We start from the raw sequence: 22,690 nt of genomic DNA on the forward strand, positions 1-22,690 counted from the left end.
ATTACCCTTGCCTGAAATACTTCCGTAGCGCAGGGCCGCCATTTCTGGTGGCCCGCAGCCGTGCATGCGCGCGTCAAGATGACGGAGGTGACAACGGCGACCAGATCGAGCGTTAGCACCAACGAAACCACCACCCCAGGAATGAGCGTTCGCGCTGATTCATCAATCCTCGAAAGGACCGCTTCAATGGCAATCACAGCCAGTTTTTCGGCAGGCTCCGGCGTGCTGACGGTGTTCGACGACGCCCTCGACAACTCCATCGTCGCCAGCCGCGATGCGGCCGGCAACATTCTCATCAACGGCGGCGCGGTGACCATCCTCGGCGGCCGACCGACGGTTGCCAACACCGCGACGATTCAGGTGTTCGGTCAGGCCGGAAACGACACGATCTCGGTCGACGAAGCCAACGGTGCGATGCCGGCGGTGCAACTGTTTGGCGGCGCGGGTAACGACATCCTGATCGGGGGCTCGGGCACTGATCTGCTGTTCGGCGGCGCCGGCAACGATGTCCTGCAAGGCAAGGGCGGGGACGATCTCCTGTTTGGCGGAGACGGCAACGACACCCTGACCGGTGGCACCGGCAGCGACCAGATGTTCGGCGGGGCCGGCAACGACCGCATGATCTGGAATCCGGGCGAGGGCACCGACCTGATGGAAGGCGGCGACGGCATCGATACCGCCGAGGTCAATGGCGGCAACGGCGCCGAAGTCTTTTCGATCACGGCCAACGGCACCCGCGTGCGCTTCGATCGGATTAACCCAGCGCCGTTCTCGCTTGATATCGGAACCACCGAGAACCTCGTGCTTAACATGAACGGCGGTGACGACGTTTTCACCGCCGGAAACGGCCTCGCCAACCTGATCCATCTCACCATCGACGGCGGCGATGGCAACGACACCATTACCGGCGGTGACGGCAGCGACACGCTGATCGGCGGAGCCGGTAACGACGTCATTATCGGCGGCCGCGGCAACGACAGCCTGCTCGGCGGCACCGGCGACGACACCTTCATCTGGAATCCGGGCGACGGCAGCGACACCGTCGAAGGCCAGGACGGCATCGATACGCTGGTCTTCAACGGCGCCAACGTCAGCGAGAACATCAATATCACCGCCAACCACGGCCGCGTGACGTTCAGCCGCGACGTCGCCAGTATCACGATGGATCTCAACGGCATCGAGCACATCGATTTCAACGCGCTCGGCGGCGTCGACAACATCAATGTCGGCGACCTCACCGGAACCGGCGTCACTCAGGTCGCGATCGATCTCGAGTCCACACCTGGCAGTGGCGTCGGCGACGGCGCGGCCGATACCGTGACCGTCAACGGCACCAATGGCAGCGACAACATTCAGGTGACGGGAGCGGGAGGCTCGGTCACGGTCGCCGGCCTGCCCGCAACGGTTACCCTTGCCGGATCAGAGGGGGCCAACGACCAGCTCATCGTCGAGGGTGGTGCTGGCAACGACGTCATCACCGCTGCCGGCCTTGCGGCCGGTGTCATCGGTCTCATCATCGATGGCGGTGCCGGCAACGACACCATCACCGGAAGCCAGGGCAACGACACGCTGATCGGCGGCAACGGCAACGACACCGTGATCGGTGGTCGCGGCAATGATGTCGCGTCGCTTGGCAATGGCAACGACACCTTCGTCTGGAATCCGGGCGACGGCAGCGACACCGTCGAAGGCGGGGCAGGCACCGATACGCTGGTGTTCAACGGCGCCAATGTCGGCGAGAACATCGACATCTCGGCCAATGGCTCGCGGGTGAGGCTGTTCCGCGATGTCGGCAACGTGACCATGGATCTTGGTGGCGTCGAGCACGTCCAGCTCGCTACCCTCGGCGGCGCCGACACGGTCACAGTCAATGACCTCTCCGGAACCGACGCCAAGCAGATCGCAATCGACCTGTCGGCGACGCCGGGCAGCGGTCAGGGCGACGGCGTGGCGGACACCGTGAACGTCAATGGCACCGCCGGTGACGACCGCATCAGCGTCGTCAGCACGGGCTCGTCCATCGTCGTCAACGGATTGGCGGCACAAGTGATGGTCAGTGGTATGGACGCCGGGCTCGATCGGCTTGTCGTCAATGGCGGCGATGGCAACGACACCATCACCGGCAGCGCGGGCAACGACACCGTCATTGGCGGGCGCGGCAATGACGTGGCGAAAATGGGTGCCGGCGACGACACCTTCGTCTGGAACCCGGGCGATGGCAGCGACACCGTGGACGGAGGGGCCGGCAACGACACCCTGCTGTTCAACGGCGCCAACGTCAACGAGAGCATGGATATCACGGCCAGTGGCAGCCATGCGATCTTCAGCCGCGACGTCGGCGTCGTCACCATGGATCTCGATCGCATCGAGACCATCGACGTCAACGCGCTGGGTGGTGCTGATACCATCACGGTGGGCGACCTGTCCAAGACCGACGTGAAGCATGTTGCGATCGACTTGTCCGCGCCTATCGGTAGCGGTCAGGGCGACGGTCAGGTCGACACGGTCGTGATCAACGCCACCAATGGCGACGACGCGATCTCGATCAACGACAACAACGGCGTGATCACGGTGTCGGGTCTGGCGACCGACGTCACGATCACCGGCTTCGAGGCCAACGATCGCATCGTGATCAACGGCCTCGGAGGCGATGACGTCGTCAACGCCTTCGGGCTCGGAGGGGCGATGCAGTTCATCGCCAATGGCGGCGACGGCAACGACATCCTGATCGGCAGCCGCGGCAGCGACACTCTGAGCGGCGGCGCAGGGGATGACACCCTGATTGGCAATGGCGGAACCGACGTTCTCGACGGTGGCACCGGCAACAACCTCCAGTTCCAGGCGGTGATGAATCCCGGCAGTGCCGTGAGTAACGCTTCGTCTGTGGCGAGTGCTGCCCTGCTGGGCCAGTTCATGGCCTCAAGCCTGGTCTCGACGGGGGCTGCACTCGGCGGCATGCCGCTTGCCGATCCTGCGCCTGACCAGCAGCCGCTGCTGACGCAGCCGCACGCGGCCTGACGCAACATCACCCTGGAGAGCATCCATGAGCAACGAAACCAACAGCACGGGACCGGTCGATCAAGGTCTCGAAGCCCTTGTGACGCTGCTGCATCTCCAGGGGGTTGCGGCCGATGCCGGACAGATCGCGCATCGGCTGGGCACGGAGAAGATCGGCACACCGGAGATGCTCCGGTGTGCCAAAGACCTCGGGCTCAAGGCGCGTGCTTGCCGGACCGACTGGTCCCGGCTCGGCAGCACGCCCTTGCCCGCCATCGCGGCCCTGCGCAACGGCGGATTCCTGGTGGTCGCCAAGGCCGCCGAGGGCAAGGTTCTGGTGCAAGCGCCGGCGTCCCGGCCCGCACTGATGACGCAGGACGAACTGGTGTCGGTCTGGGACGGTCAACTGATCCTGATGACCCGTCGCGCCGGTCTGTCGGATATCACTCGCCGCTTCGGCATCGCCTGGTTTCTGGGCGCGATTCACAAATATCGTCATCTGCTCGGTGAGGTGCTGGTCGGATCGTTTTTCCTGCAGCTGTTCGGCCTGGTTTCACCGCTGTTCTTCCAGGTGGTGATCGACAAGGTGCTGGTGCACCGGTCGCTAGCCACCCTCGACGTCCTGGTTCTTGGACTGGTGTCGATTTCGCTGTTCGAGACCGTGCTGGGGATCCTGCGCACCTATCTGTTTTCCCACACCACCAACCGGATCGACGTCGAACTCGGCGCACGCCTGTTTCACCATTTGCTGGCTTTGCCGATGGCCTATTTCCAGGCCCGTCGTGTCGGGGATTCGGTGGCGCGGGTGCGCGAACTGGAGAACATCCGCAATTTTCTCACCAGCTCGGCGTTGACCCTGCTGATCGACCTGTTCTTCACGTTCGTCTTCCTGGGCGTGATGTACTTCTATTCGCCGCTGCTGACGTGGATCGTGATCGGCTCGTTCCCCTTCTATATCGCGATATCGGCCGGGGCGACGCCCCTGTTCCGGCGGCGGCTCGACGAGAAATTCCGGCGTGGTGCCGAGAACCAGGCTTTTCTGGTCGAGAGCGTCAGCGGCATCGAAACACTCAAGGCGATGGCGGTCGAGCCGCAGATGCAGCGCCGTTGGGAAGAGCAACTGGCCGGCTATGTGGCGGCGAGCTTCCGGGTCCTCAGTCTCGGCAACAGCGCGAGCCAGACGGTACAGCTGGTCAGCAAGATCGTCACGGCCAGCATCCTGTATTGCGGTGCCAAGCTCGTCATCGGTGGCGATCTCTCGGTCGGCGAACTTGTCGCCTTCAACATCCTGGCCGGCAGGGTGAGTGCACCGGTGCTGCGCCTGGCGCAGATCTGGCAGGATTTCCACCAGGCACGGTTGTCGATCGCGCGGCTCGGCGACATCCTCAACACCACCGCCGAGCAGACCTATTCGGCCGGGCGGGCGCGGCTGCCGTCGATCCGCGGCGACATCAAATTCGACCACGTCTCGTTTCGCTACCGCGTTGACGGACAGGAAGTGCTGCACGATGTCTCGTTCGAGGTGCCGGCCGGCCAGACCGTCGGCATCGTCGGACCCTCGGGCTCGGGCAAGAGCACGTTCGCCAAGCTGGTGCAGCGGCTCTATGTCCCGGAGCGTGGGCGGGTGCTGGTGGACGGCATGGACCTTGCCATGGCCGATCCAGCGTGGCTGCGCCGCCAGATCGGCATCGTGCTGCAGGAGAACGTGCTGTTCAACCGTTCGGTGCGCGACAATATCGCGCTTGCCGATCCGGCGATGCCGATGGAACGCATCGTTGCGGCGGCGCGGCTCGCCGGAGCGCACGACTTCATTCTCGAACTGGCCGAAGGCTACGATACCGTGGTCGGCGAACGCGGCTCGACGCTTTCGGGCGGTCAGCGGCAGCGCATCGCCATCGCGCGGGCGCTGGTGGGCGATCCGCGCATCCTGATCTTCGACGAGGCGACCAGCGCGCTGGACTACGAGAGCGAGCGCATCGTTCAGCAGAACATGAAGGACATCGCCAAAGGGCGGACGGTGCTGGTGATCGCACACCGGCTCTCGACCGTCCGCGCGGCGGACCGCATCGTCACGCTCGATCGCGGTCGCCTGGTCGAGGACGGCAGCCACGACACGCTGATCAAGACCGGCGGCCGCTACGCGTCGCTGCACCGGTTGCAAGGAGGATTCCATGAAGTCGTCTGAAGCGGCGGTTGCCGCCGGATCCGAGCCACGCGTGATCCCGTTCCGCCCTGCGCAACGCAAAAGCAGCGAGGAACTGGCGTTTCTGCCGGCGGCGCTCGAGATCGTAGAGACGCCACCGTCGCCGTTGGGGCGCGCGACCGCGGCCAGCATCGCCCTGATGTTTTGCGCGGCCTTGCTCTGGGCCTGGTGGGGCACCATCGACATCGTGGCTTCGGCGACCGGAAAAATCCTGCCGGGCGACGGCACCAAGGTGGTGCAGCCGTTCGAGACCGGCGTCGTGCGGTCGATCAGGGTACAGGACGGGCAGGCGGTCAAGGCCGGCGACGTGCTGATCGAACTCGACCCGACCGTGAACGCGGCGGAGCGCGATCATTTGCGCAATGATCTGCTGGCCGAGCGGCTCAACATCGCGCGCGTGCGCGCGGCGCTCGCCGGCAGCGACGATCCCGCTGCCGACTTCACGCCGCCCACCGGGGCCGACCCGGAACTGGTTGCGACCCAGCGTCAGTTGTTGCTCAACCAGGTGACCGAGCAGCGCGCCAAGATCGCGGCACTCCTGCGCCAGCAGGCGCAGAAGGAGGCCGAGCAAGCCACCGCATCGGCGACAATCCACAAGCTTGAGACGATCATTCCGGTGATCCAGTCGCGCGTCGACATTCGCAAGACGCTGGTCGAGAAGGAGCTGGGCTCGAAGCTCGGCTATTTCGAGGTGCTCCAGCTGCTGGTCGAGCAACAGGAAGAGTTCAACGTGCAGAACAGCCATCTGCATGAGACCGAGGCGGCGATCGCGGCGATCCGCGAGACCCGCGGGCAGGCGGCGGCGGAGTATCGGCATACGCTCTCCGACGAACTGGCCAAGTCCGAGCAGAAGGCGAACGGGCTCGCGCAGGACCTGATCAAGGCCGAGCAGAGGACCAGGCTTCAGCAGCTGACGGCTCCCGTCGACGGCGTGGTGCAGCAGCTCGCGATCCACACCATCGGCGGCGTGGTCACGCCGGCGCAGTCGCTGCTGGTGGTCGTGCCGAGCGACAGCCGGCTGGAAATCGAAGCCATGGTGTCGAATCACGACATCGGCTTTGTCCATGCCGGGCAGCAAGCCGAGATCAAGATCGATACCTTCAATTTTACCCGCTACGGGCTCCTGCATGGTCAGGTGCTTTCGGTCTCGCAGGATGCTGTCGTCCGCGATCGTCAGCACGATCGCGCTAGCGATCGCGCTCTGGTGACGCAGAGCGAAACCAGCGAGCCAAAGGGACAGGAACTGAACTACAGCGCGCGCATTTCGCTCGATCGCACCGAAATGCAGATCGACGACAGGATCGTTAGTCTTTCACCCGGCATGGCGGTGACCGTGGAGATCAAGACGGGATCGCGGACGGTCCTGAGCTATCTGCTTTCACCGCTGCTGCGCTACCGCCAGGAAGTCTTGCGCGAGCGCTAGGCCGGCGAGCACTCCGGCTTCGCCGCCGTCAGCCGACCCGTTACGATTAAACTGCAACCAAGCCGAGAAAACCGATGAAGATTCCGACTGCTTTCCTTCGCGCCGTTTCGTTTGCTGCCCTCTGGCTCGTCAGCAGGGCGGCCGCGCAAGAGCCGTTGGCGATTGCGGTGCGCGACAGGACCGTCATCACCACCCTCCATGCCGAGGGCGCGCAGGTCTACGAATGCAAGCCGGACGCTGGGAAATCCCAATCGAGAGTTCGCGCGCTGACTTGGCAATTGCGCGAGCCGATCGCGACGCTCATGCTGGACGGAAAGTCGATTGGACGGCATTACGGCGGACCGAGTTGGGAGCTCACGGACGGTAGTGCGGTGAAGGGCAAGGTCGTCGCCAGCGCGCCCGGCGCAACCTCGAACGACATTCCGTCGCTCGAGCTCGAAGTGGTCGACCAGCGCGGCAACGGTGTGCTGTCGGCCGCGACCGTTGTCCAGCGCATCAACACCGAGGGCGGGGTCGCGCGGGGATCGTGCGAGAGAGCCGGGGACTACCGCAGCGCTCCCTATTCCGCGGACTACGTGTTCCTGCGCAAGAGCGGCTGATGGTACCGGTCCCACGGTACCTCATGGCGCAAGGCTGACGTCCTTTAACCCACCTTGGTATCTTGGATAGGTGATCGCCTGACGCGCGTCGAGCTATCTCTGCTAGTCCGTCCATAACGGCTGATATCGGCGCTTCAAAGATCAAGAGACAGTACGCGAACCTAGCAAGCGGCACCCTCCGGGCCAATGCAAAAGCACGTGGTCGAAGCCCGAATACGACTAGCGCAATCATCGCTAGCTCACTCGGATTCAAAGTTGCCGGCTACGAGCGGCGATCGCCACGTTGTGGAAAATGCGCGAGGCCGCATACTTCAAATGGTTGAACGACGCCAATATAATCAAACGAGTTCTGACGTTCGCTTCCATAGTGCAGCAGCGATCGTCGCGCATAGGCCGGTGCGGCGGGAAATCCCGATGATCGTTCTTCGAGCCGAGTCGCCGAGCCCCGACGAAAGTAGTTTCGTCATTTGGAAACGAGAACTAAGCTATTGAAGTTACTAGAGCGCATTTTGGTGTTTTTTCTAAGCGCGCCTTGATTTCGTTGCATAATCAGACTGATTTTGCTTCCGCTATTCGGAGGTTCGATCCCTCCCGCCCCAGCCAGCAAGCGAATCATTGATTTAATAAAGAAATTGAGCTCCTTCCAGACTGGGGCGTCACCGGCATTTCGAGCGATTTGCCCCGCTATCTGGAAATCTGTGCCGGTTTCGTTTCCATGCCGGTAGGCGACAAGCGCCGAGTCGCCCCCTGACCGGCGATCGTACTGACGAAATAGCGATGGATCCGACGTGGCGAAACCCAGGAAAGCCCGCGCTGCTGCTGGCGCGAAGAAGAAGAAAAGCAAGGGATTGGCGCGCTCCGGGATCTCGTCTTCCTCGCCTCTCGGCATGTTGGCCCTCCATCTCCTCGAGCAATGGAAAAAGTCCGGCCGTGACGGCATCGTTTTCCTTTCTGAAAGCGAGAACAGGGCCGAGCGGTTGGGCAGCGTGCTCCATTCGATCGATCCTTCGCTCGAGGTGCTCGTGTTCCCGAGGCTGAATACCCTGCCATTTGATGGGCTGGAACCGTCTCCGGAGATCGCCGGCAGACGGAGTTCGGTGTTGAGGCGTCTCGCCAGGAGCAAGAAGCCGGTCTTCCTGGTGTCGACCGCGGAGGCGATCATGGAACGGCTGCCGTTACCCGCGAGCTGGGGCCGCCTCAGCATCAGCCTGAAGGTCGGGGCGAGCTATTCCGAGCAGGATCTCAAGGATCGTCTGGAAGCGCTGGGGTACGATCTCGACGAAGAGGCGGATTATCCCGGAAGCGTGCTGTTCCACGGAATGACGTTCGAAGTGTTTCCCGCCGGCGCCCTTGGGCCGTTCAGAATTGAGCATTCCGGTGGAGTGATCCGCAGAATCGCAGGCGTCGATCCGGTCGAACACGACGTCGTCTTCGACACGCAAGAACTACTCATCGATCCGATGTCCGAACGGATCGCGTTGAGAGGCAAGCGGACGCAGCGCGCAGTGCTGCCGGATTATTGCCCTCGCGCTCGCTGGATCGCGGACGCAGGAGTTTTGGGCCACGCCGACAGCTGGCTGGGTACGATCAAGGAGGCTGCCGGCCGCAGGGAGGCGGAGCGCGAGTATTTTGGGCCCGGTGACTGGAAGCGGCTGACCAAGCGCATGAGTGCGCTGCCTCGAAAGGCGGCGTTCATCCCCACGCCTGATTTCTCCAAGGTCGCGTCGTCGCGCAAGGCTCTTCGCGCATTCGTCGCCGACACGCAGCGCGCCGGATCGCGGCTGCTTCTTGTCGCGGCGGTGGAGGACGATTTGCGCGCGATGGAGCGAATGAGCGGGATCAAGACGGAGCGTTTCGCCGACTGGAACGAAGCGGCGAAGGGACGCGGTGGCGACGGGGCATTGCTGGCTGACTTCGACACCGGCTTCATCGGCTCTGGCCGCAAGCCGCTCATCGTCGTGACGGCGACCGACGTGCTCGGCAGCAGGGCCCATCATCCGCAGCCCATGGCAAGGGCCTGGAGTGCGGCTTTCGATCATCCTGATGTGCCGGAGCGAGGCGCGGTTGTCATTCATCTGCACCGGGGGCTCGCCATGCTCGATGGCTTGCAGACCCTCGACATGGGGAAGGGGTCGTCGCGCGAGATGATCAGGCTGGCATTTGCGGGAGATGACGCCGTCCTCGTTCCGCCGGCCGATCTCGCCCTGATCTGGCCGTATGCGGCGGAGCGCGGCAAGCTGGCATTGGACCGGGCCGATGGAAGTACGTGGTGGGCGCGGCGTACCGAGGCGGAGAAAGACATTCAGATTGCCGGCAGGGAGCTTGCCAAACATATCGCCCAACGGCGTCGCCGGCGTGCTCCCAGGCTGGTCGCTCCCGGTCCCGCATACGAGCGGTTTGTCGCGCGCTTTCCATATTTCACGACGGTCGACCAGGCGAAGGCAATTCGCGACGTGCTGGATGATCTCGCATCTGGCCACCCTATGGATCGGGTCGTCTGCGGCGACGTCGGGTTCGGAAAGACGGAGGTTGCGCTGCGCGCGGCGGCGGCCGTTGCGCTGTCGGGCAGACAAGTTGCTGTCGTCGTGCCGACGACCGTTCTGGCAAGGCAGCACGTCGCAACCTTCCGCAAACGGTTCGCCCCGCTTGGCATCGAAGTGGGAAGCTTGTCGCGCGCGACGTCGGCTCAGGAAACGAGGGAGACCAAGGAGGGCCTGCGAAGCGGTAAAATGAAGGTCGTGGTCGGCACACAGGCGATCGCATCGAAGGACGTGAAATTCGCCAAGCTGAGTCTGGTCATTGTCGACGAAGAGCAGCACTTCGGGGCGGCGGAGAAGGTAAAGCTCTCGGGCCTGGCGAAGGGCGTCCATACGCTCTGGATGAGTGCCACGCCGATCCCGCGCACGCTTGCGGCGGGTCTCGCGGGCTTCAGGGATCTCAGCGTGATCGCATCCCCGCCTGTGCATCGGCTGCCGATCGTGACCAAGATCGCGCCACTTTCGGACGCGGCCATTGCCGCTGCATTGCTGCGCGAGCAGCGCCGTCACGGGCAAAGCTTTTTGATCTGTCCGCGTATCCAGGATCTGGAGCCGCTATTGGCGCGCGTGCAGGCGGTCGCCCCGGAGCTCCGCATCGTTTGCCTGCACGGCAAGCTACCCGCCGACGAGATTGACGACCGAATGATGAGTTTCGTCGAAGGCGAGGCGGACGTTCTCCTGGCGACCAATATCGTCGAAAGCGGTCTCGACATTCCGCGGGCGAATACCATCGTGGTCTGCTGGCCGGAAAAGTTCGGTCTGGCACAACTCCATCAGCTCAGGGGACGGGTGGGGCGTGGCGGGACGCGCGCCTTCGCCTCCATGCTGACTGAATCCAGTTCGGAACAATCCGGCAAGCGTTTGGCTGTTCTCGAGGAGTTCAGCAAACCGGGTGCCGGCTTCGCCATCAGCGAGCGCGATCTGGACCTCAGAGGTGCAGGCGATCTGCTCTCCGAGCGGCAATCCGGCCACGTGCAGGTTTTCGGCCCCGTGCTTTATAGCCACCTGCTGAAGCAGGCCTCGGAGAAGACGAACGACCGGGCCGCCGATCTGTGGGTGCCCGACCTCAACCTTCCGCTCGCGGATCTGCTGCCCAGGAGCTACGTGCAATCGGAAACGATGCGCCTTGAAATCTATGGCCGCGCCGCCAGGTGCCGGAGCGAGGACGATCTGGAAGATCTGGAGGAAGAGACCTCGCGCCGCTTCGGCGGACTGCCATCGGCCGGCCGAGATTTCTTCGCGGCGGCGCGCCTCAGGATCGATTGCAAGCGGCGAGGTATCGTGAGGCTCGACGTCGGGCCGGAGGCTGTCGCAGCGACGTTCCTCCCGGGGAGGCTGCCGAAATCCAGAGCGCGATCGCTCCAGCGCGACGGCGATCGCGTGTTCTACTCGGACAAGACCAACGAGCCGCCTTTCGAGCGGATCGACCATCTGCTGGATATTCTGGACGAGTGAGTACGATGTTACTTCAGCGCGTCCTGCCAGTGCATCGCGCGCAGTGGAGATTTTTCGCCGCGCGCCGGCTGTGGAGAACAAACCAATCGGTCGCGTGCGCTGACATCTCGCTGACATGGAAAGCCGCTAGTGCGCATCTGTGGCGATCCGCCGGCTATTGTCGGCCTATTCCGCCGACCCGCATACCGCCTGTCCGAGCGAGAATCGGCGGTATCCAGACCCCGGCTATGTTGTTCAGATACCGCCGTTTTTAGGCGCAACGGGGTGGTGCGAGCCTGGAATCAGCCCCGCTGAAACGGGCTCCGATTTCCACCATCTCAGTAGATTACGCGTTTTGCACACCGTTCCGCCCCGTATTGCCCAAAGTTACGCCAGCTGACGGTATTATAAATATTCTCATTATATTTCAGTGCCTTGCAGAGGCATCGCAGTTCAAATGCCCGTGATATTTGTGCAACATTTGCCCGAAAACAGCCGCAACTCGCACCAAACCGAGCGGTCTTTTGTTGCGTGATCGGGGGCCTTCTGTCTCATATGGAACTGCGACGGAGGGGGGCATCCCAAGGTCGTCCCGTTTTAGGTGGTTCGCTTAAGTCCCTCGCGTTCATGCGGGTGTGTCCGAAGACGCGAAGCGACTAAGCGGGGTTTTAAGGGACAAAGGGAACCAACCTAGGGTGTCTACCCGGCGGATCCGGAACCTTCCCTGAGATAGAGCAACTTGGAGGTTTAACATGAAGATGGTTAAGAGCCTTATCCTCGGCTCGGCGGCGGCACTCGTCGCGGTCGGCGGAGCTCAGGCGGCCGATCTTCCCGTCAAGGCCAAAGCGGTCGAGTACGTGAAGGTTTGCTCCCTGTATGGTCCCGGTTTCTACTACATCCCGGGCACCGACACTTGCATCAAGCTGGGCGGCTACCTGCGTGCAGACGTCGTCATCAACACGAACTCGGATCACACCGGCAACACCTCGGGTGCCGCTGGTGCGAACAACCGTTTCACCAACGGTTACACCTGGCGTTCGCGCGAAGACCTGAACATCGATACGCGCACCGCGACCGAATACGGCGTGGTCCGCACCTTCTTCGATGCGACGTTCTCGTGGACCTCGGACAGCTACGCCGGTCAGGGCAACGGCGCGACCGTTTACTCGCCGATCGGCGCGGTTTCGGCTCCGAACAACGCCAACTCCGGTGCTGTCGCTGCTGGTACGGTCGGCGTGTACTACGCCTTCATCCAGTTCGCCGGCTTCACCATCGGTAAGGCGGTCTCGCAGTTCTCGGCTCCGTGGGCCAACTATCCGGGCAACAACTTCGACGGTCTCGTCGGCGGCGGCGGCACGATCACTGGTGTGAACCAGTTCACCTACACCGCGCAGTTCGGCAACGGCGTGTCGCTGTCTCTGTCGGCTCAGGATCAGACCGCCTACTATCAGGCTGGTGTCTCCAACCTCGGCGCTCCCGTCACCTTCGGCGTGCCCGGCAACACCAACGTGTTCGGCACCAGCGACTACGCCGGCACGATTGCTCCGGACCTCGTCGCGATGCTGCGCGTCGACCAGGCTTGGGGTCTGTTCCAGGCGTCGTTCGCGGCGCATGACAACCACGTGGCCTACTATGGCGGCACTGAGTTGACCGGTCATCCGGACGACAAGTGGGGCTGGGCTGGTCAGTTGGCCTTGTCGATCAAGAACATCCCGACCGGACCTGGCGATACCATCAACTTGCAGGGCGTCTACACCAACGGTGCGACGCGCTACAACATCCAGGACCTCGCCGGTTCGGCTGGTGGCAACACCATCTTCGGCGGCACCAACGTCCCCGGCGCCTACCAGAGCATCGGCTTCGGCATCGCGCCTGACTCGGTGTTCATCAACGGTGGTTCGCAGCAGCTGATCACGACCTACGGCTTCCGCGGTGCCTACGTGCACAACTGGAACCCGAACTGGAACACCAGCATCTACGGTGCCTGGGCCCAGGTTAACTACAACAGCACTTCCAAGGGCTACATCTGCGGCCCGGCCGGCAACGGTGTTGGTGGTTCGCTCAGCAACTTCTTTGGTGCTGGTTCCAACCTGACGTCCTGCAACCCCGATTACAGCATTGCGCAGATCGGCACGCAGACCCAGTGGACCCCGGTCAAGAACCTGACCTTCTCGGCCGACTTCACCTACACCCGTCTGGACCAGAGCTTTGCTGGTACGGTCGCTTTCCCCGGCAGCCCGACGATCGGCAAGCCGGGTGCGATCTACGAGCTGAAGGACCAGAACACTTACACCATGCTGCTCCGCGCTCAGCGCAACTGGTAATACCGGTTGATCTGACTGCGATCTAACAGAGCCCCCGGCGCCAAAACGCCGGGGGTTTTGCTTTATTCGCCGATGCGGCAGCTCTCATAGGACAACCATTTTTTGTACGATGTCGATGTCTCGGTTCGGGCTCAGCGTTGTCATCCATGGGCAACGTGCAGGCGATTGGCCCACAAGCGATCCTTCTCCATTGGAGTACGACTGGTTGGAGCCTGTGGCGCCGCTATGGACCGTGTCGCGCGCCGACGTGCAAGCCGCGGTCGACAATCTCGGCATTGAGCTTTCTCACCACTACGGCAACTACCCATCGTCCCTTGATTGTTCTGTCTGCCCGTCCCCTCTCACCACCAGCCAACTCGAAATCCGTAGTCCACCGCAACTCGGGACCAGTTGGGATGTCAGCACCCGACGAGGGCAGCGAGCTCTGTCTCAGCCGAAGTTGCATGGCGCGGGGACCCGACCTAAACTCTCCTTAGCGTTTATGACAGTGACATGACAGCGACCGATCATCTTGGACGATGCCAATCTCTGGAAGGCCAGAGAAATTCGTTCTGACTAACTGGTGCTCATAACAGTGAACTTTTCTGCTCAGAGGGCGGAACGTCGCTATGTTCGCCACGAAAAGTTACAAAGCCTCCGACCCGGACGAATACACACATCTAATCCGCGGCGGGCGCGTGGAACTGGTTGTGTCGGGACGGGGGGTTTTCAACGCGAGCTTGACGCGGGTCGACCTTGGTCAACTCTGGATGCAGAGAGGGCGAGAAAGCCTACAGCGTACCTTTCGTGTCGTGACGCCGCCGGATCGCGTGATCTTGTGGTTCCTTGCCTCGCCGCAGGCTCCCATGGAGATGCTGTCCTCGCCCATCGGACACCTCGATCTAGGGCTACTCAGTCCCGGCTCAATCGCGTCTCAGCGATCCGCCGCGCCGTCGGAATGGGCCGCGATGTCGCTTCCAGCCGAAGAATTTCACCGTTACTCCACTATTCTGACCGGAAAGGAGGTGTTGTCACACGAAATCCCTCAAGTACTGCGACCCTCACAGCAGCCGCTTCTAGCCCGCCTGCGTCGGCTGCACCGGGCGGCGATCGATCTCTCAGAATTAGCGCAAGAAGTCCTTAGCCATCCGAATGCCGCAACTGGTCTGCAGCAGCACTTGATTGAGGCGGCCTTTGGTGTCCTGGCTCACGCCGACGATCAAATCTCAGTCCCTGGTCACCACCGTCAACGTATCATGGCGCGGTTCGAAGCGTTGATCGAAGCCAACGCTGACCGAGTCCTCTTCGTGACGGAAGTGTGCGAGGCGATCGGTGTAACGGGACGCACGTTCTACAATTGTTGCATGCACGATTTGGGCATGAGTGCGCACCGCTATCTGTCGCTGCGGCGATTACATCAAGCCCATTGGGTGCTGCGCATGGCCGATCCAGCAAATACGACGGTTACCGAGGTCGCGACGCGCTACGGGTTCTGGGAACTAGGCCGATTTTCGAGGATCTACCGCGAGCTGTTTCAGGAGTCACCGTCAGAGACCTTACGGCAGCCGGCCGGTGGGCGGCTCCACGACAAAAACGTCTTTGCCGAGCGAGAATTTTCCAAATCCGCATAGCATTGTGTTCCCGCCAAGCCTGACAATTGTGAGAAGCGAATAACCCGGCTCAGCCAGTTCGGCGCTTGCTCAGCGGCAAGGTGGGCGCGAGCCGTCGGTGGCAGGATTCAAGCCTGATGACCGCGAGCGATGGGCGCACTTTCACCGACATCGAAGACTTCGTGGACGCGGTGCGGGATGCGCGGATCATGCTCGTGGTCACCAGTCCCGGTGTGTTCTGGGCTCGGCTGGCCCAATTGACTCTACCCCACCTGCATCTCCTGGCGGTCAGCGAAAGCCTGCCGCGCGCTGCTTATATTGCATTGAGCCCCGAGCAAGTATGCGTTGGCTTCCCGTTGCAGGTGGACTCATCCTCGGTGTGGTGTGGCGTGAGATTACAGCGCGGTCATATCGTGTTCCACAGCCGCGCGGAGCATTTTCACCAGAGAACAAACGGACCGGCCGAGTGGGGCCTGATATCGATGGATCCTCAGCGACTTGCTGCTACAGGGTTGGCCTTGACGGGACAAGAACTTGTTGCTCCGCCATCGGGCCGGATACTCGACCGGCTCGCCGCGATATTGCGCGTCTGCTTCGACTACATGCGGCCGCCGTGCGTTTCGTCGACAAACACCCGAAGCTCCTTCTGGACCCCGATGTCATCCGAGGTATGCAGCATGATCTGCTAGAAGCTCTGGTCGGCTGCCTCACCTCTGAATTCGAGAGCCATTCAGACGGCCGGGAAGGTCATCAGCGTATCATGGACCGGTTTGAACAGGTCTTGGCAGCTAGTTCTGACCTGCTGATGACCGTGCCGCAGCTATGCACGAACATCGGCGTCTCTGAACGCACCCTGCGGGCGTGCTGTACCGAATTCCTTGGGATCGGTCCCGGTGGTTATCTGCGTCTCAGGCGCCTGAGGTTGGCACGCTTCGCTCTGCGTGCCGGTCGCTCGACCTCGGGCAGCGTGGCCGAATTGGCATGAGGCCAGGATGATCTTCGGAGCTTCGCGCCTTGCCGCAGCTTAGCGGCCGACCTTCGGCAGGTCCCCCCTCCACAAAAATGCGCACCGACTAATTTCTTTCCGGTTTCGCATAGCGGGTGAGACTGCGATCAGTTCAGAGTCAAACCACTTTGTTGTTCTTCAAGGCATGGGAGAGGCTACATGAGAGCAGCTCAAGGAAGTCTACTCAAGCGGCTAGTTCTGGATCAGTGTAACCACAAGCGGCCGAGCGATTGCTTGATGATGCAACATCGAGTGAGGAAACCACAATGAGCAGGTTCAGAGCAATCTCGGGCGCTCTTGTCGTGTTGTGTGGCGCCGCCGCCGTTACGGTTGCGAGCACGCCGACGGCTGCGCAGCAGCAGAAACGGCCCAACATCGTGATGCTGATGAGCGACGATACAGGGTGGAACGATCTTGGTGTCTATGGGGGTGGCGCAAATCTTGGTCACCCGACCCCGAATCTTGATAGGATAGCCAAGGAAGGCGCGATGTTCACAAGCTGGTACGGCCAGGCGAGCTGTACGGCTGGCCGCGCTTCGTTCTTGACGGGGCGCATCCCCATCCGCTCGGCGCTTTCGGTGGTGGTGGGTCCGGGCGATGAGAATTTTCTGCACAAGGAGACGCCAACCATCGCTGAGTTCTTTAAGAAGAACGACTACTCCACTTACTACTCGGGCAAATGGCACCTCGGCGATAAGCCCGAAGCGTATCCGATAGAGCACGGCTTCGACGAGATGAAGGCGTTCGCAGCCTACTATCCCGGTGTCTATACCTACAGCGACACGTCGGTGTGGTTCCACCCCTGGTTTCCTTCATTCAACGCGGATTTCAAGAAGGAATACTTCGAAATCGTAAACATGTACGAATGGGATGGCGTGGCCGGTCAGCCACCGAGGAAGGGCGCGTATATCGACTGGAATTACCTTGCCACGTTCGATGTTCGCCAAACTGACTTTGCAATCGATTACATCAAGAAGCACGCCAAAGACGACAAGCCGTTCTTCATGGACGTGAATTTCTTGAAAATGCACAACCCCAACAATCCGGCGCCGCAGTTCGCTGGAAAAACACGCCTTGGTCGATACTCGGACTCGATGCTTGAGCTTGACTCGAACGTCGGGCGAATCCTTGATGAAATTCGAGCCGATGCGCCGAATACTATCGTGATCTTCAGTGCAGACAATGGCGCGTGGCAGGACGCATGGCCCGACGCTGGCACCCACCCATTCCGCGGCGAGAAGGGCACGCCGTTCGAAGCGGGCTGGCGCGTGCCGGGCATCATGTGGTGGCCGGGCCACATTCCGGCTGGCGCGCAATTAGGTGAGATGATGTCGCATATCGACTGTTGGGCGACCCTCGCGAAGATGGTCGGCTTGACTCCGCCGCCGCACGGCGCATGGACCGACAACAACGGCAAGCCGATCTATTTCGACAGCATCGACAACAGCGCGTACATTCTCGGTCAGGCAAAACACTCGGCCCGAAAGACGTGGGTGTACATCAATGGTGAGACCTTCGGGGCAGTACGAGCGGATATTGGAGACGATCCCGACAATCCCGACCTCAACATCGCGTGGAAGTACGTTTTCACCGCAAAGGACACATGGCTTGGTCCGACACAGACTTTGGGCGGTATCGGCGCGGTCTACAATCTCACCATGGACCCCTATGAGAAATACGACATGATGTTTAACGGTGCGGTGGCAACGCGTGCGCTGACGAACTCACCGGGAAAATATGCCGGAATGGATAACGGATGGGCCATGGCGCTCCTGGAACCGGTGATCCTGGAGTTCGACAAATCGATCGTCGATTTCCCGAACATCAAGCGCATAGCCGGTGGAGCATCTAACGATCAGATACCCAATCTCCAGAACCCGGAAAATCCGGTTCCGGCACTCGATCTGAAGAAGCCGCACCGACACATGGGCGGAATGCAGGACTGAAGTCAGTCGAAGCAAAATCCCAAGCCATCTCTTGCGGGCCACTTCTCTTCGAGGCGGCCCGCAAATTTCTTCTGGCAAGCAAATGAAGTCATGTCCGCTCGTGGCCCATCGCGTCACTTCGCGGCGACGCAGCAATTCGGTCGCTTCGGATCGAAGCGGACATTCAGCGAAGCGCTACCACAGAACCGATTTTATGAGTACGCGCCCTAGCTAGGGCCTGTACTCATACACTCGGGATGTTCGCTTTCGACGGGAAAGGCGGACATTCGGCCGCGCCCCCGGAATGCCGCCTTGTGACCCAACTCGGAGATGTCCGCACGCCTGCGGAGTGTCTATTGGCTGATTGCGTTGCTACCGCCGCGCCAGATTGATCCTTCAGCATGGCGCCGGTGGCCGTGTCACCGGCGCTGCTACTTCGTGAATCTGGGCCTTGTGGATGTCGGCGGCGTTGGCGCCGCGGGCTGAAGATTGAACGTCAGCCAGACATTCCAGCCTGCCGGCCGATTTTCATTGGCGAATTCGCCGTAGCCCTTCAGGTTCAGATATCCCTGCATGTCGCCGACCGGGAAAATGTAGCCGACCTGCGGGCCGACGCCGACCACGCGCGACCGAAAGCAGCCGACGCGATCGCCGGAGCCGCTGTCGCATCCGAGCCCCTGATAGACGTAACCGACGAGGCCGACCTGCCACTGCTTGGTCAGGAATTGCGACGCGCCCCAGTCGAGGTGCATGTCGACGCCGCTTTGATAGTCAGTGGAGGGATTGACGAAGTTGTAGGTGAATCCCAGCACCGTCGAAAATTCATGCCCGGTCTTTGGATCGAAATAGGTGTAGCCGCCGCCCGCGTCGATTGCCCAGTGCCCAATCCCCATATTCGCCAGGCGGGTCGACTGGTAGGCGCCAGCCGGGAGGTCGGCGGTAACGTACGTCATGTAATTGTTGACGCCGGCATTCCAGCGCAGCGCGAACTGCGGGATCAGGTCGCCGAATGCAATGAGCGAGCTGTCGATGCTGTCAAACCGGGAGAAGGGGGACGTGGCGCCGCCCGGTCCCGTCAATGTCCCCACAAGCGATCCAGCGAGCGAGGTGGAGTTGGATCCGTAGGCCGCCAACAGGGTGGCAGAGGCCTGACCGCCAAGCACCGGTGTCGCAAAAGTATAAGTCCCGGCCAGAAAACCAATATTCACATTCGCATTGACGGTCGCGTTCACGTTGGCCGTCAGATTGGCGGGAAAGCGACCAATCGTGATTTCGCGCGACCGCGCCACGTCGCCGCCGGCGGAAACAGAGGTGTGATAATAAATCGAGGTCATCGACCAGCCCGGCGCCTGCTGCGGAACAGCCGCGAGGCTGCCAAAAAATCCGGGTACCCAAAAGCTGATGCCATTTTCATCGGCGCGAGCCGCTTGGGTGGAAAGCACCAGCAGAGCGGCAAGCGCCCCAACACTGAAATGCCACTGCGAAAAAAATCTGCGTCCCAAACCAGGTCCAAGGTACCGCATCGCTGATCCCCGACTCTCGCGATCCCGCCATTGCTCCGGCAGGGTAGAAACTCTCGGAAATAATAAGCTGACGCCGCCGTTGGTCCATGCGAAATCGGCATACTTGCGTTCAGCCGGCCTTTTATTGAAAGGCTGTGTCCATGGCGCTACAGCCTTGGCAGTTTTTGCATAGTCGTCAGGGGCTCTCGATAATGAAGAGGCGACCTAGCTCGATTGATCCAGATCAATATGAGGATGCGTTGATGGAAGCATCTTATCTTGTCTAGTTCGTAGACGCTGTGTAGTCGGCCTCGCACTTCAGATACTCGATCGTCTTTTGACTGACCAAGGCGTGAAACCGTCCCCCAAGCAATCGGCGAGCTAGAAAGCTGCCTAGAGATTCTTGCTCGGGGCAGCGTTCGTAACTTTGAAACTCGTTCAGTGCGAGTAGCCCATGCACGACGTTGGCGTTGCGGCAGGCGTACCTTTGTCGGATGGGCCCAGCCAAAGGGGCATGATCTGGATTCCGGGCGGCACGTTCCGCATGGGCTCCGACAGGCACTATGCCGAAGAGGCGCCGGTCCATCGCGTCTCGGTGAGCGGCTTCTGGATGGACCGGACGCCGGTCACCAATCGCGATTTTCGCAAGTTCGTCAACGCAACAGGCTACGTGACATTCGCGGAGACGCGGCCTGACGCAAAGGACTATCCAGGCGCGCTGCCGCACATGCTCAAGGCAGGCTCGCTGGTTTTCACGCCACCGAAGTGTCCGGTCGATTTGCGCGACTGGTCGCAATGGTGGAGTTTCAAATTTGGCGCCAACTGGCGCCGGCCATACGGCCCCCGCAGTTCGATCAGCGGCCTCGACGATCATCCCGTGGTCCACATTGCCTATCGTGATGCTGAGGCCTACGCGGCGTGGGCTGGCAAGGACTTGCCGACCGAAGCCGAATGGGAGTTTGCCGCGCGTGGCGGACTCGACGGCGCGGAATTCGCTTGGGGTGACGAGCAACTTCCCGGCGGCAGGCACATGGCGAATACCTGGCAGGGCAATTTCCCGCACCAGAATCTGGTGGCTGATGGCTTCGAACGCACCTCGCCCGTCACCGCATTCCCGGTCAATGGCTACGGCCTTCATGACATGATCGGCAATGTCTGGGAATGGACGGCTGATTGGTATTCACAGAAGCACGACGCAGACGCCCCGAAAGCCTGCTGCATCCCGCAAAATCCCCGCGGCGGGTCCGAGGGCGCGAGCTACGACTCTCGTCAGCCGAACCTCAGGATTCCACGCAAGGTGCTTAAAGGCGGCTCGCATCTTTGCGCCCCCAGCTACTGCCGCCGCTATCGTCCGGCCGCGCGTCATGCCGAGCCGATCGACACCTCAGCAAGCCATGTCGGCTTCAGGTGCATCACCAGGAAGAGGATCACGTCATGAGTAACGATACGATTCCGGAAAAGCCTGAGATGAGCACGGGACCCACCAGCGCAGGATTGAAACGCCGCGATCTCTTGTTGAGCGGCAGTTCGCTCGTCGCGGCGTCCGCGCTCTCGGCCGTCGGACTGACAAGCGTCGCGCAAGCGCAGCAACCGGCAACGGCGCCCGCCGGACAACGGCCGAACATCGTCGTCATCATGGGTGACGACATCGGCATCTGGAATATCGGCGCCTACCACCGCGGCATGATGGCGGGCCGGACGCCGAATCTCGACAAGATCGCCGCAGAAGGCATGCTGTTTACCGATTATTACGCCGAGGCGAGCTGCACCGCAGGCCGCGCCAACTTCATCACCGGCGAGCTACCGATCCGCACCGGCATGACAACGGTCGGCCAGGCCGGCGCACCCACAGGCATACCCGCGCAGGCCGTAACCATCGCTACCGCGCTGAAAGGAATGGGTTACGCCACCGGCCAGTTCGGCAAGAACCACCTTGGCGACAAAAACGAGTTTCTGCCGACGGTGCACGGTTTCGACGAGTTCTTTGGCTACCTGTATCACCTCGATGCGATGGAAGATCCAGCGCATCCCGCCTATCCTCAGGAGTTGCTGAACACCGTCGGTCCACGCAACATGGTCCATTGTTATGCGACCAATGTCGACGACGCTACCGTGGATCCACGCTGGGGCAAGGTCGGCAAACAGAAGATCGAGGACGCGGGCACGCTCTATCCCAAGCGGATGGAAACCGTGGACGACGAAATCCGCGACTTGGCGCTCAAGTTCATCGACAAGGCCAAGGCCGACAACAAGCCGTTCTTCCTGTGGCTCAATCCGACCCGCATGCACATCGTCACCCATCTGTCGCCGAAGTACGAAGCGCTGCGCAACTCCAAGAACGGCTGGTCCATCCATGAGGCCGGCATGGCGCAGCTCGACGACGATGTCGGCATAGTAATGCAAAAGCTCAAGGACATGGGCGTGGATGACAACACCATTGTCATCTTCACAACCGATAACGGCACCGAGGTCTTCACTTGGCCGGATGGCGGACAGACGCCTTTCGCGCAGAGCAAAGGTACTGTCATGGAAGGCGGTTTCCGCGCGCCGGCGATGATCCGCTGGCCGGGCAAGGTGCCGGCGGGCAAGATCGAGAACGGCATCATCTCCGGGCTGGACTGGTTTCCGACCCTCCTTGCGGCGGCCGGCAACCCGAACATTGTCGAAGAGCTGAAGAAGGGCAAGCAGATCGGTGACACGACCTACAAATGTCATCTGGACGGCTATAACCAGACGGACATGATTACCGGCAAGGGGCCGTCGAATCGGCACGAAATCTGGTACTTCGGGGAAAGCGAACTGGGTGCCGTGCGCATCGACGACTACAAGTATCGCTTCATCGACCAGCCTGGAGGCTGGCTGGGTGAAAAAACCAAGCCTGACGTGCCCTACCTGATTAACCTTCGCCTCGATCCTTTCGAGCGAACGGGATGGCCCGATAGCGGGACCAAATACGGCGCGCAACAATACTTCGACTGGTTCAAATTCGAATTCTGGCGCTTTGTGTTTGTTCAGCAGCAGGTGGAAAAGCTGGCGATGACGGCGATCGAGTTTCCGCCGATGCAGAAAGGCGCGAGTTTCAATCTCGATTCCGTGAAGGCGAAAATCGAGGCCGCCAGGACGGCGATGGCAAAATAACATGTATTCATGA

Annotated in this window: 14 protein-coding genes; 12 read left to right on the forward strand and 2 right to left on the reverse strand. The window is 61.3% G+C overall.

The window, feature by feature from the left end; genetic code table 11:
• Positions 1 to 186: 186 nt before the first annotated feature.
• The 4 genes from G6P99_RS14260 to G6P99_RS14275 all read left to right on the forward strand — a co-directional run bounded on the left by G6P99_RS14260 (position 187) and on the right by G6P99_RS14275 (position 7,222).
• Complete coding sequence (locus G6P99_RS14260) at positions 187 to 3,018, forward strand: beta strand repeat-containing protein (protein ID WP_165128589.1); 2,832 nt, start codon at positions 187 to 189, stop codon at positions 3,016 to 3,018.
• Between the two features lie 25 nt (positions 3,019 to 3,043).
• Entirely contained in the window at positions 3,044 to 5,182 is a 2,139-nt protein-coding gene (locus tag G6P99_RS14265) for a type I secretion system permease/ATPase (protein WP_165128591.1), read from the forward strand.
• Positions 5,169 to 6,623, forward strand: coding sequence for an HlyD family type I secretion periplasmic adaptor subunit (locus G6P99_RS14270; RefSeq protein WP_029078296.1), 1,455 nt, complete (start codon positions 5,169 to 5,171; stop codon positions 6,621 to 6,623). Before G6P99_RS14265 ends, G6P99_RS14270 begins: the two co-directional genes overlap by 14 nt.
• A 74-nt stretch (positions 6,624 to 6,697) precedes the next feature.
• Positions 6,698 to 7,222 carry a DUF3455 domain-containing protein gene (locus G6P99_RS14275; protein ID WP_029078295.1) on the forward strand — a complete coding sequence of 175 codons (525 nt, stop codon included), beginning with the start codon at positions 6,698 to 6,700 and terminating at the stop codon, positions 7,220 to 7,222.
• A 463-nt stretch (positions 7,223 to 7,685) separates the two neighbouring features.
• Here the strand turns inward: G6P99_RS14275 and G6P99_RS14280 are convergent, their stop codons facing one another.
• Positions 7,686 to 8,111, reverse strand: a complete 426-nt coding sequence (locus G6P99_RS14280) for a hypothetical protein (RefSeq protein WP_029078294.1) — start codon at positions 8,109 to 8,111, stop codon at positions 7,686 to 7,688.
• Here G6P99_RS14280 and G6P99_RS14285 point away from each other — a divergent pair.
• The 6 genes from G6P99_RS14285 (at position 8,110) to G6P99_RS14310 (ending at position 18,058) form a co-directional block, all read left to right on the forward strand.
• Complete coding sequence (locus tag G6P99_RS14285) at positions 8,110 to 11,214, forward strand: helicase-related protein (protein WP_029078293.1); 3,105 nt, start codon at positions 8,110 to 8,112, stop codon at positions 11,212 to 11,214. The genes G6P99_RS14280 and G6P99_RS14285 overlap by 2 nt on opposite strands.
• Positions 11,215 to 11,945: 731 nt before the next feature.
• On the forward strand, positions 11,946 to 13,517 hold the full coding sequence (locus G6P99_RS14290) for a porin (protein WP_029078292.1): 1,572 nt from the start codon (positions 11,946 to 11,948) through the stop codon (positions 13,515 to 13,517).
• Between the two features lie 608 nt (positions 13,518 to 14,125).
• Positions 14,126 to 15,127, forward strand: a complete 1,002-nt coding sequence (locus tag G6P99_RS14295; RefSeq protein WP_165128593.1) for an AraC family transcriptional regulator — start codon at positions 14,126 to 14,128, stop codon at positions 15,125 to 15,127.
• 116 nt (positions 15,128 to 15,243) lie between these two features.
• Positions 15,244 to 15,795, forward strand: coding sequence for a hypothetical protein (locus G6P99_RS14300; RefSeq protein ID WP_165128595.1), 552 nt, complete (start codon positions 15,244 to 15,246; stop codon positions 15,793 to 15,795).
• A complete protein-coding gene (locus G6P99_RS14305; protein WP_165128597.1) occupies positions 15,777 to 16,091 on the forward strand; it encodes a helix-turn-helix domain-containing protein in 315 nt (104 codons plus the stop codon). The genes G6P99_RS14300 and G6P99_RS14305 overlap by 19 nt, the downstream gene beginning before the upstream one ends.
• 287 nt (positions 16,092 to 16,378) lie before the next feature.
• On the forward strand, positions 16,379 to 18,058 hold the full coding sequence (locus G6P99_RS14310; protein WP_165128599.1) for an arylsulfatase: 1,680 nt from the start codon (positions 16,379 to 16,381) through the stop codon (positions 18,056 to 18,058).
• Between the two features lie 410 nt (positions 18,059 to 18,468).
• Here the strand turns inward: G6P99_RS14310 and G6P99_RS14315 are convergent, their stop codons facing one another.
• Positions 18,469 to 19,539: a SphA family protein gene (locus tag G6P99_RS14315; protein ID WP_029078289.1), complete on the reverse strand. Its 1,071-nt coding sequence runs from the start codon at positions 19,537 to 19,539 to the stop codon at positions 18,469 to 18,471.
• Positions 19,540 to 20,053: 514 nt separating this feature from the next.
• Between G6P99_RS14315 and G6P99_RS14320 the strand changes: the two genes are divergently transcribed.
• Together G6P99_RS14320 and G6P99_RS14325 are read left to right on the forward strand one after the other, a co-directional pair.
• A complete protein-coding gene (locus tag G6P99_RS14320; protein WP_371261122.1) occupies positions 20,054 to 20,977 on the forward strand; it encodes a formylglycine-generating enzyme family protein in 924 nt (307 codons plus the stop codon).
• 29 nt (positions 20,978 to 21,006) lie between these two features.
• A complete protein-coding gene (locus G6P99_RS14325; RefSeq protein WP_198031110.1) occupies positions 21,007 to 22,677 on the forward strand; it encodes an arylsulfatase in 1,671 nt (556 codons plus the stop codon).
• The last annotated feature ends 13 nt before the right edge of the window (positions 22,678 to 22,690 follow it).

This window comes from Bradyrhizobium sp. 6(2017), from assembly GCF_011058295.2.
GTDB classification, from domain to species: domain Bacteria; phylum Pseudomonadota; class Alphaproteobacteria; order Rhizobiales; family Xanthobacteraceae; genus Bradyrhizobium; species Bradyrhizobium septentrionale.

Excerpts from the sequence above, each read along its gene's own strand:
- G6P99_RS14260 (WP_165128589.1), top strand. The coding sequence starts at position 187 with ATGGCAATCACAGCCAGTTTTTCGGCAGGCTCCGGCGTGCTGACGGTG.
- G6P99_RS14265 (WP_165128591.1), top strand. The coding sequence starts at position 3,044 with ATGAGCAACGAAACCAACAGCACGGGACCGGTCGATCAAGGTCTCGAA.
- G6P99_RS14270 (WP_029078296.1), top strand. The coding sequence starts at position 5,169 with ATGAAGTCGTCTGAAGCGGCGGTTGCCGCCGGATCCGAGCCACGCGTG.
- G6P99_RS14275 (WP_029078295.1), top strand. The coding sequence starts at position 6,698 with ATGAAGATTCCGACTGCTTTCCTTCGCGCCGTTTCGTTTGCTGCCCTC.
- G6P99_RS14285 (WP_029078293.1), top strand. The coding sequence starts at position 8,110 with ATGTTGGCCCTCCATCTCCTCGAGCAATGGAAAAAGTCCGGCCGTGAC.
- G6P99_RS14280 (WP_029078294.1), bottom strand. The coding sequence starts at position 8,111 with ATGCCGAGAGGCGAGGAAGACGAGATCCCGGAGCGCGCCAATCCCTTG.
- G6P99_RS14290 (WP_029078292.1), top strand. The coding sequence starts at position 11,946 with ATGAAGATGGTTAAGAGCCTTATCCTCGGCTCGGCGGCGGCACTCGTC.
- G6P99_RS14295 (WP_165128593.1), top strand. The coding sequence starts at position 14,126 with ATGTTCGCCACGAAAAGTTACAAAGCCTCCGACCCGGACGAATACACA.
- G6P99_RS14300 (WP_165128595.1), top strand. The coding sequence starts at position 15,244 with ATGACCGCGAGCGATGGGCGCACTTTCACCGACATCGAAGACTTCGTG.
- G6P99_RS14305 (WP_165128597.1), top strand. The coding sequence starts at position 15,777 with ATGCAGCATGATCTGCTAGAAGCTCTGGTCGGCTGCCTCACCTCTGAA.
- G6P99_RS14310 (WP_165128599.1), top strand. The coding sequence starts at position 16,379 with ATGAGCAGGTTCAGAGCAATCTCGGGCGCTCTTGTCGTGTTGTGTGGC.
- G6P99_RS14320 (WP_371261122.1), top strand. The coding sequence starts at position 20,054 with ATGATCTGGATTCCGGGCGGCACGTTCCGCATGGGCTCCGACAGGCAC.
- G6P99_RS14325 (WP_198031110.1), top strand. The coding sequence starts at position 21,007 with ATGAGCACGGGACCCACCAGCGCAGGATTGAAACGCCGCGATCTCTTG.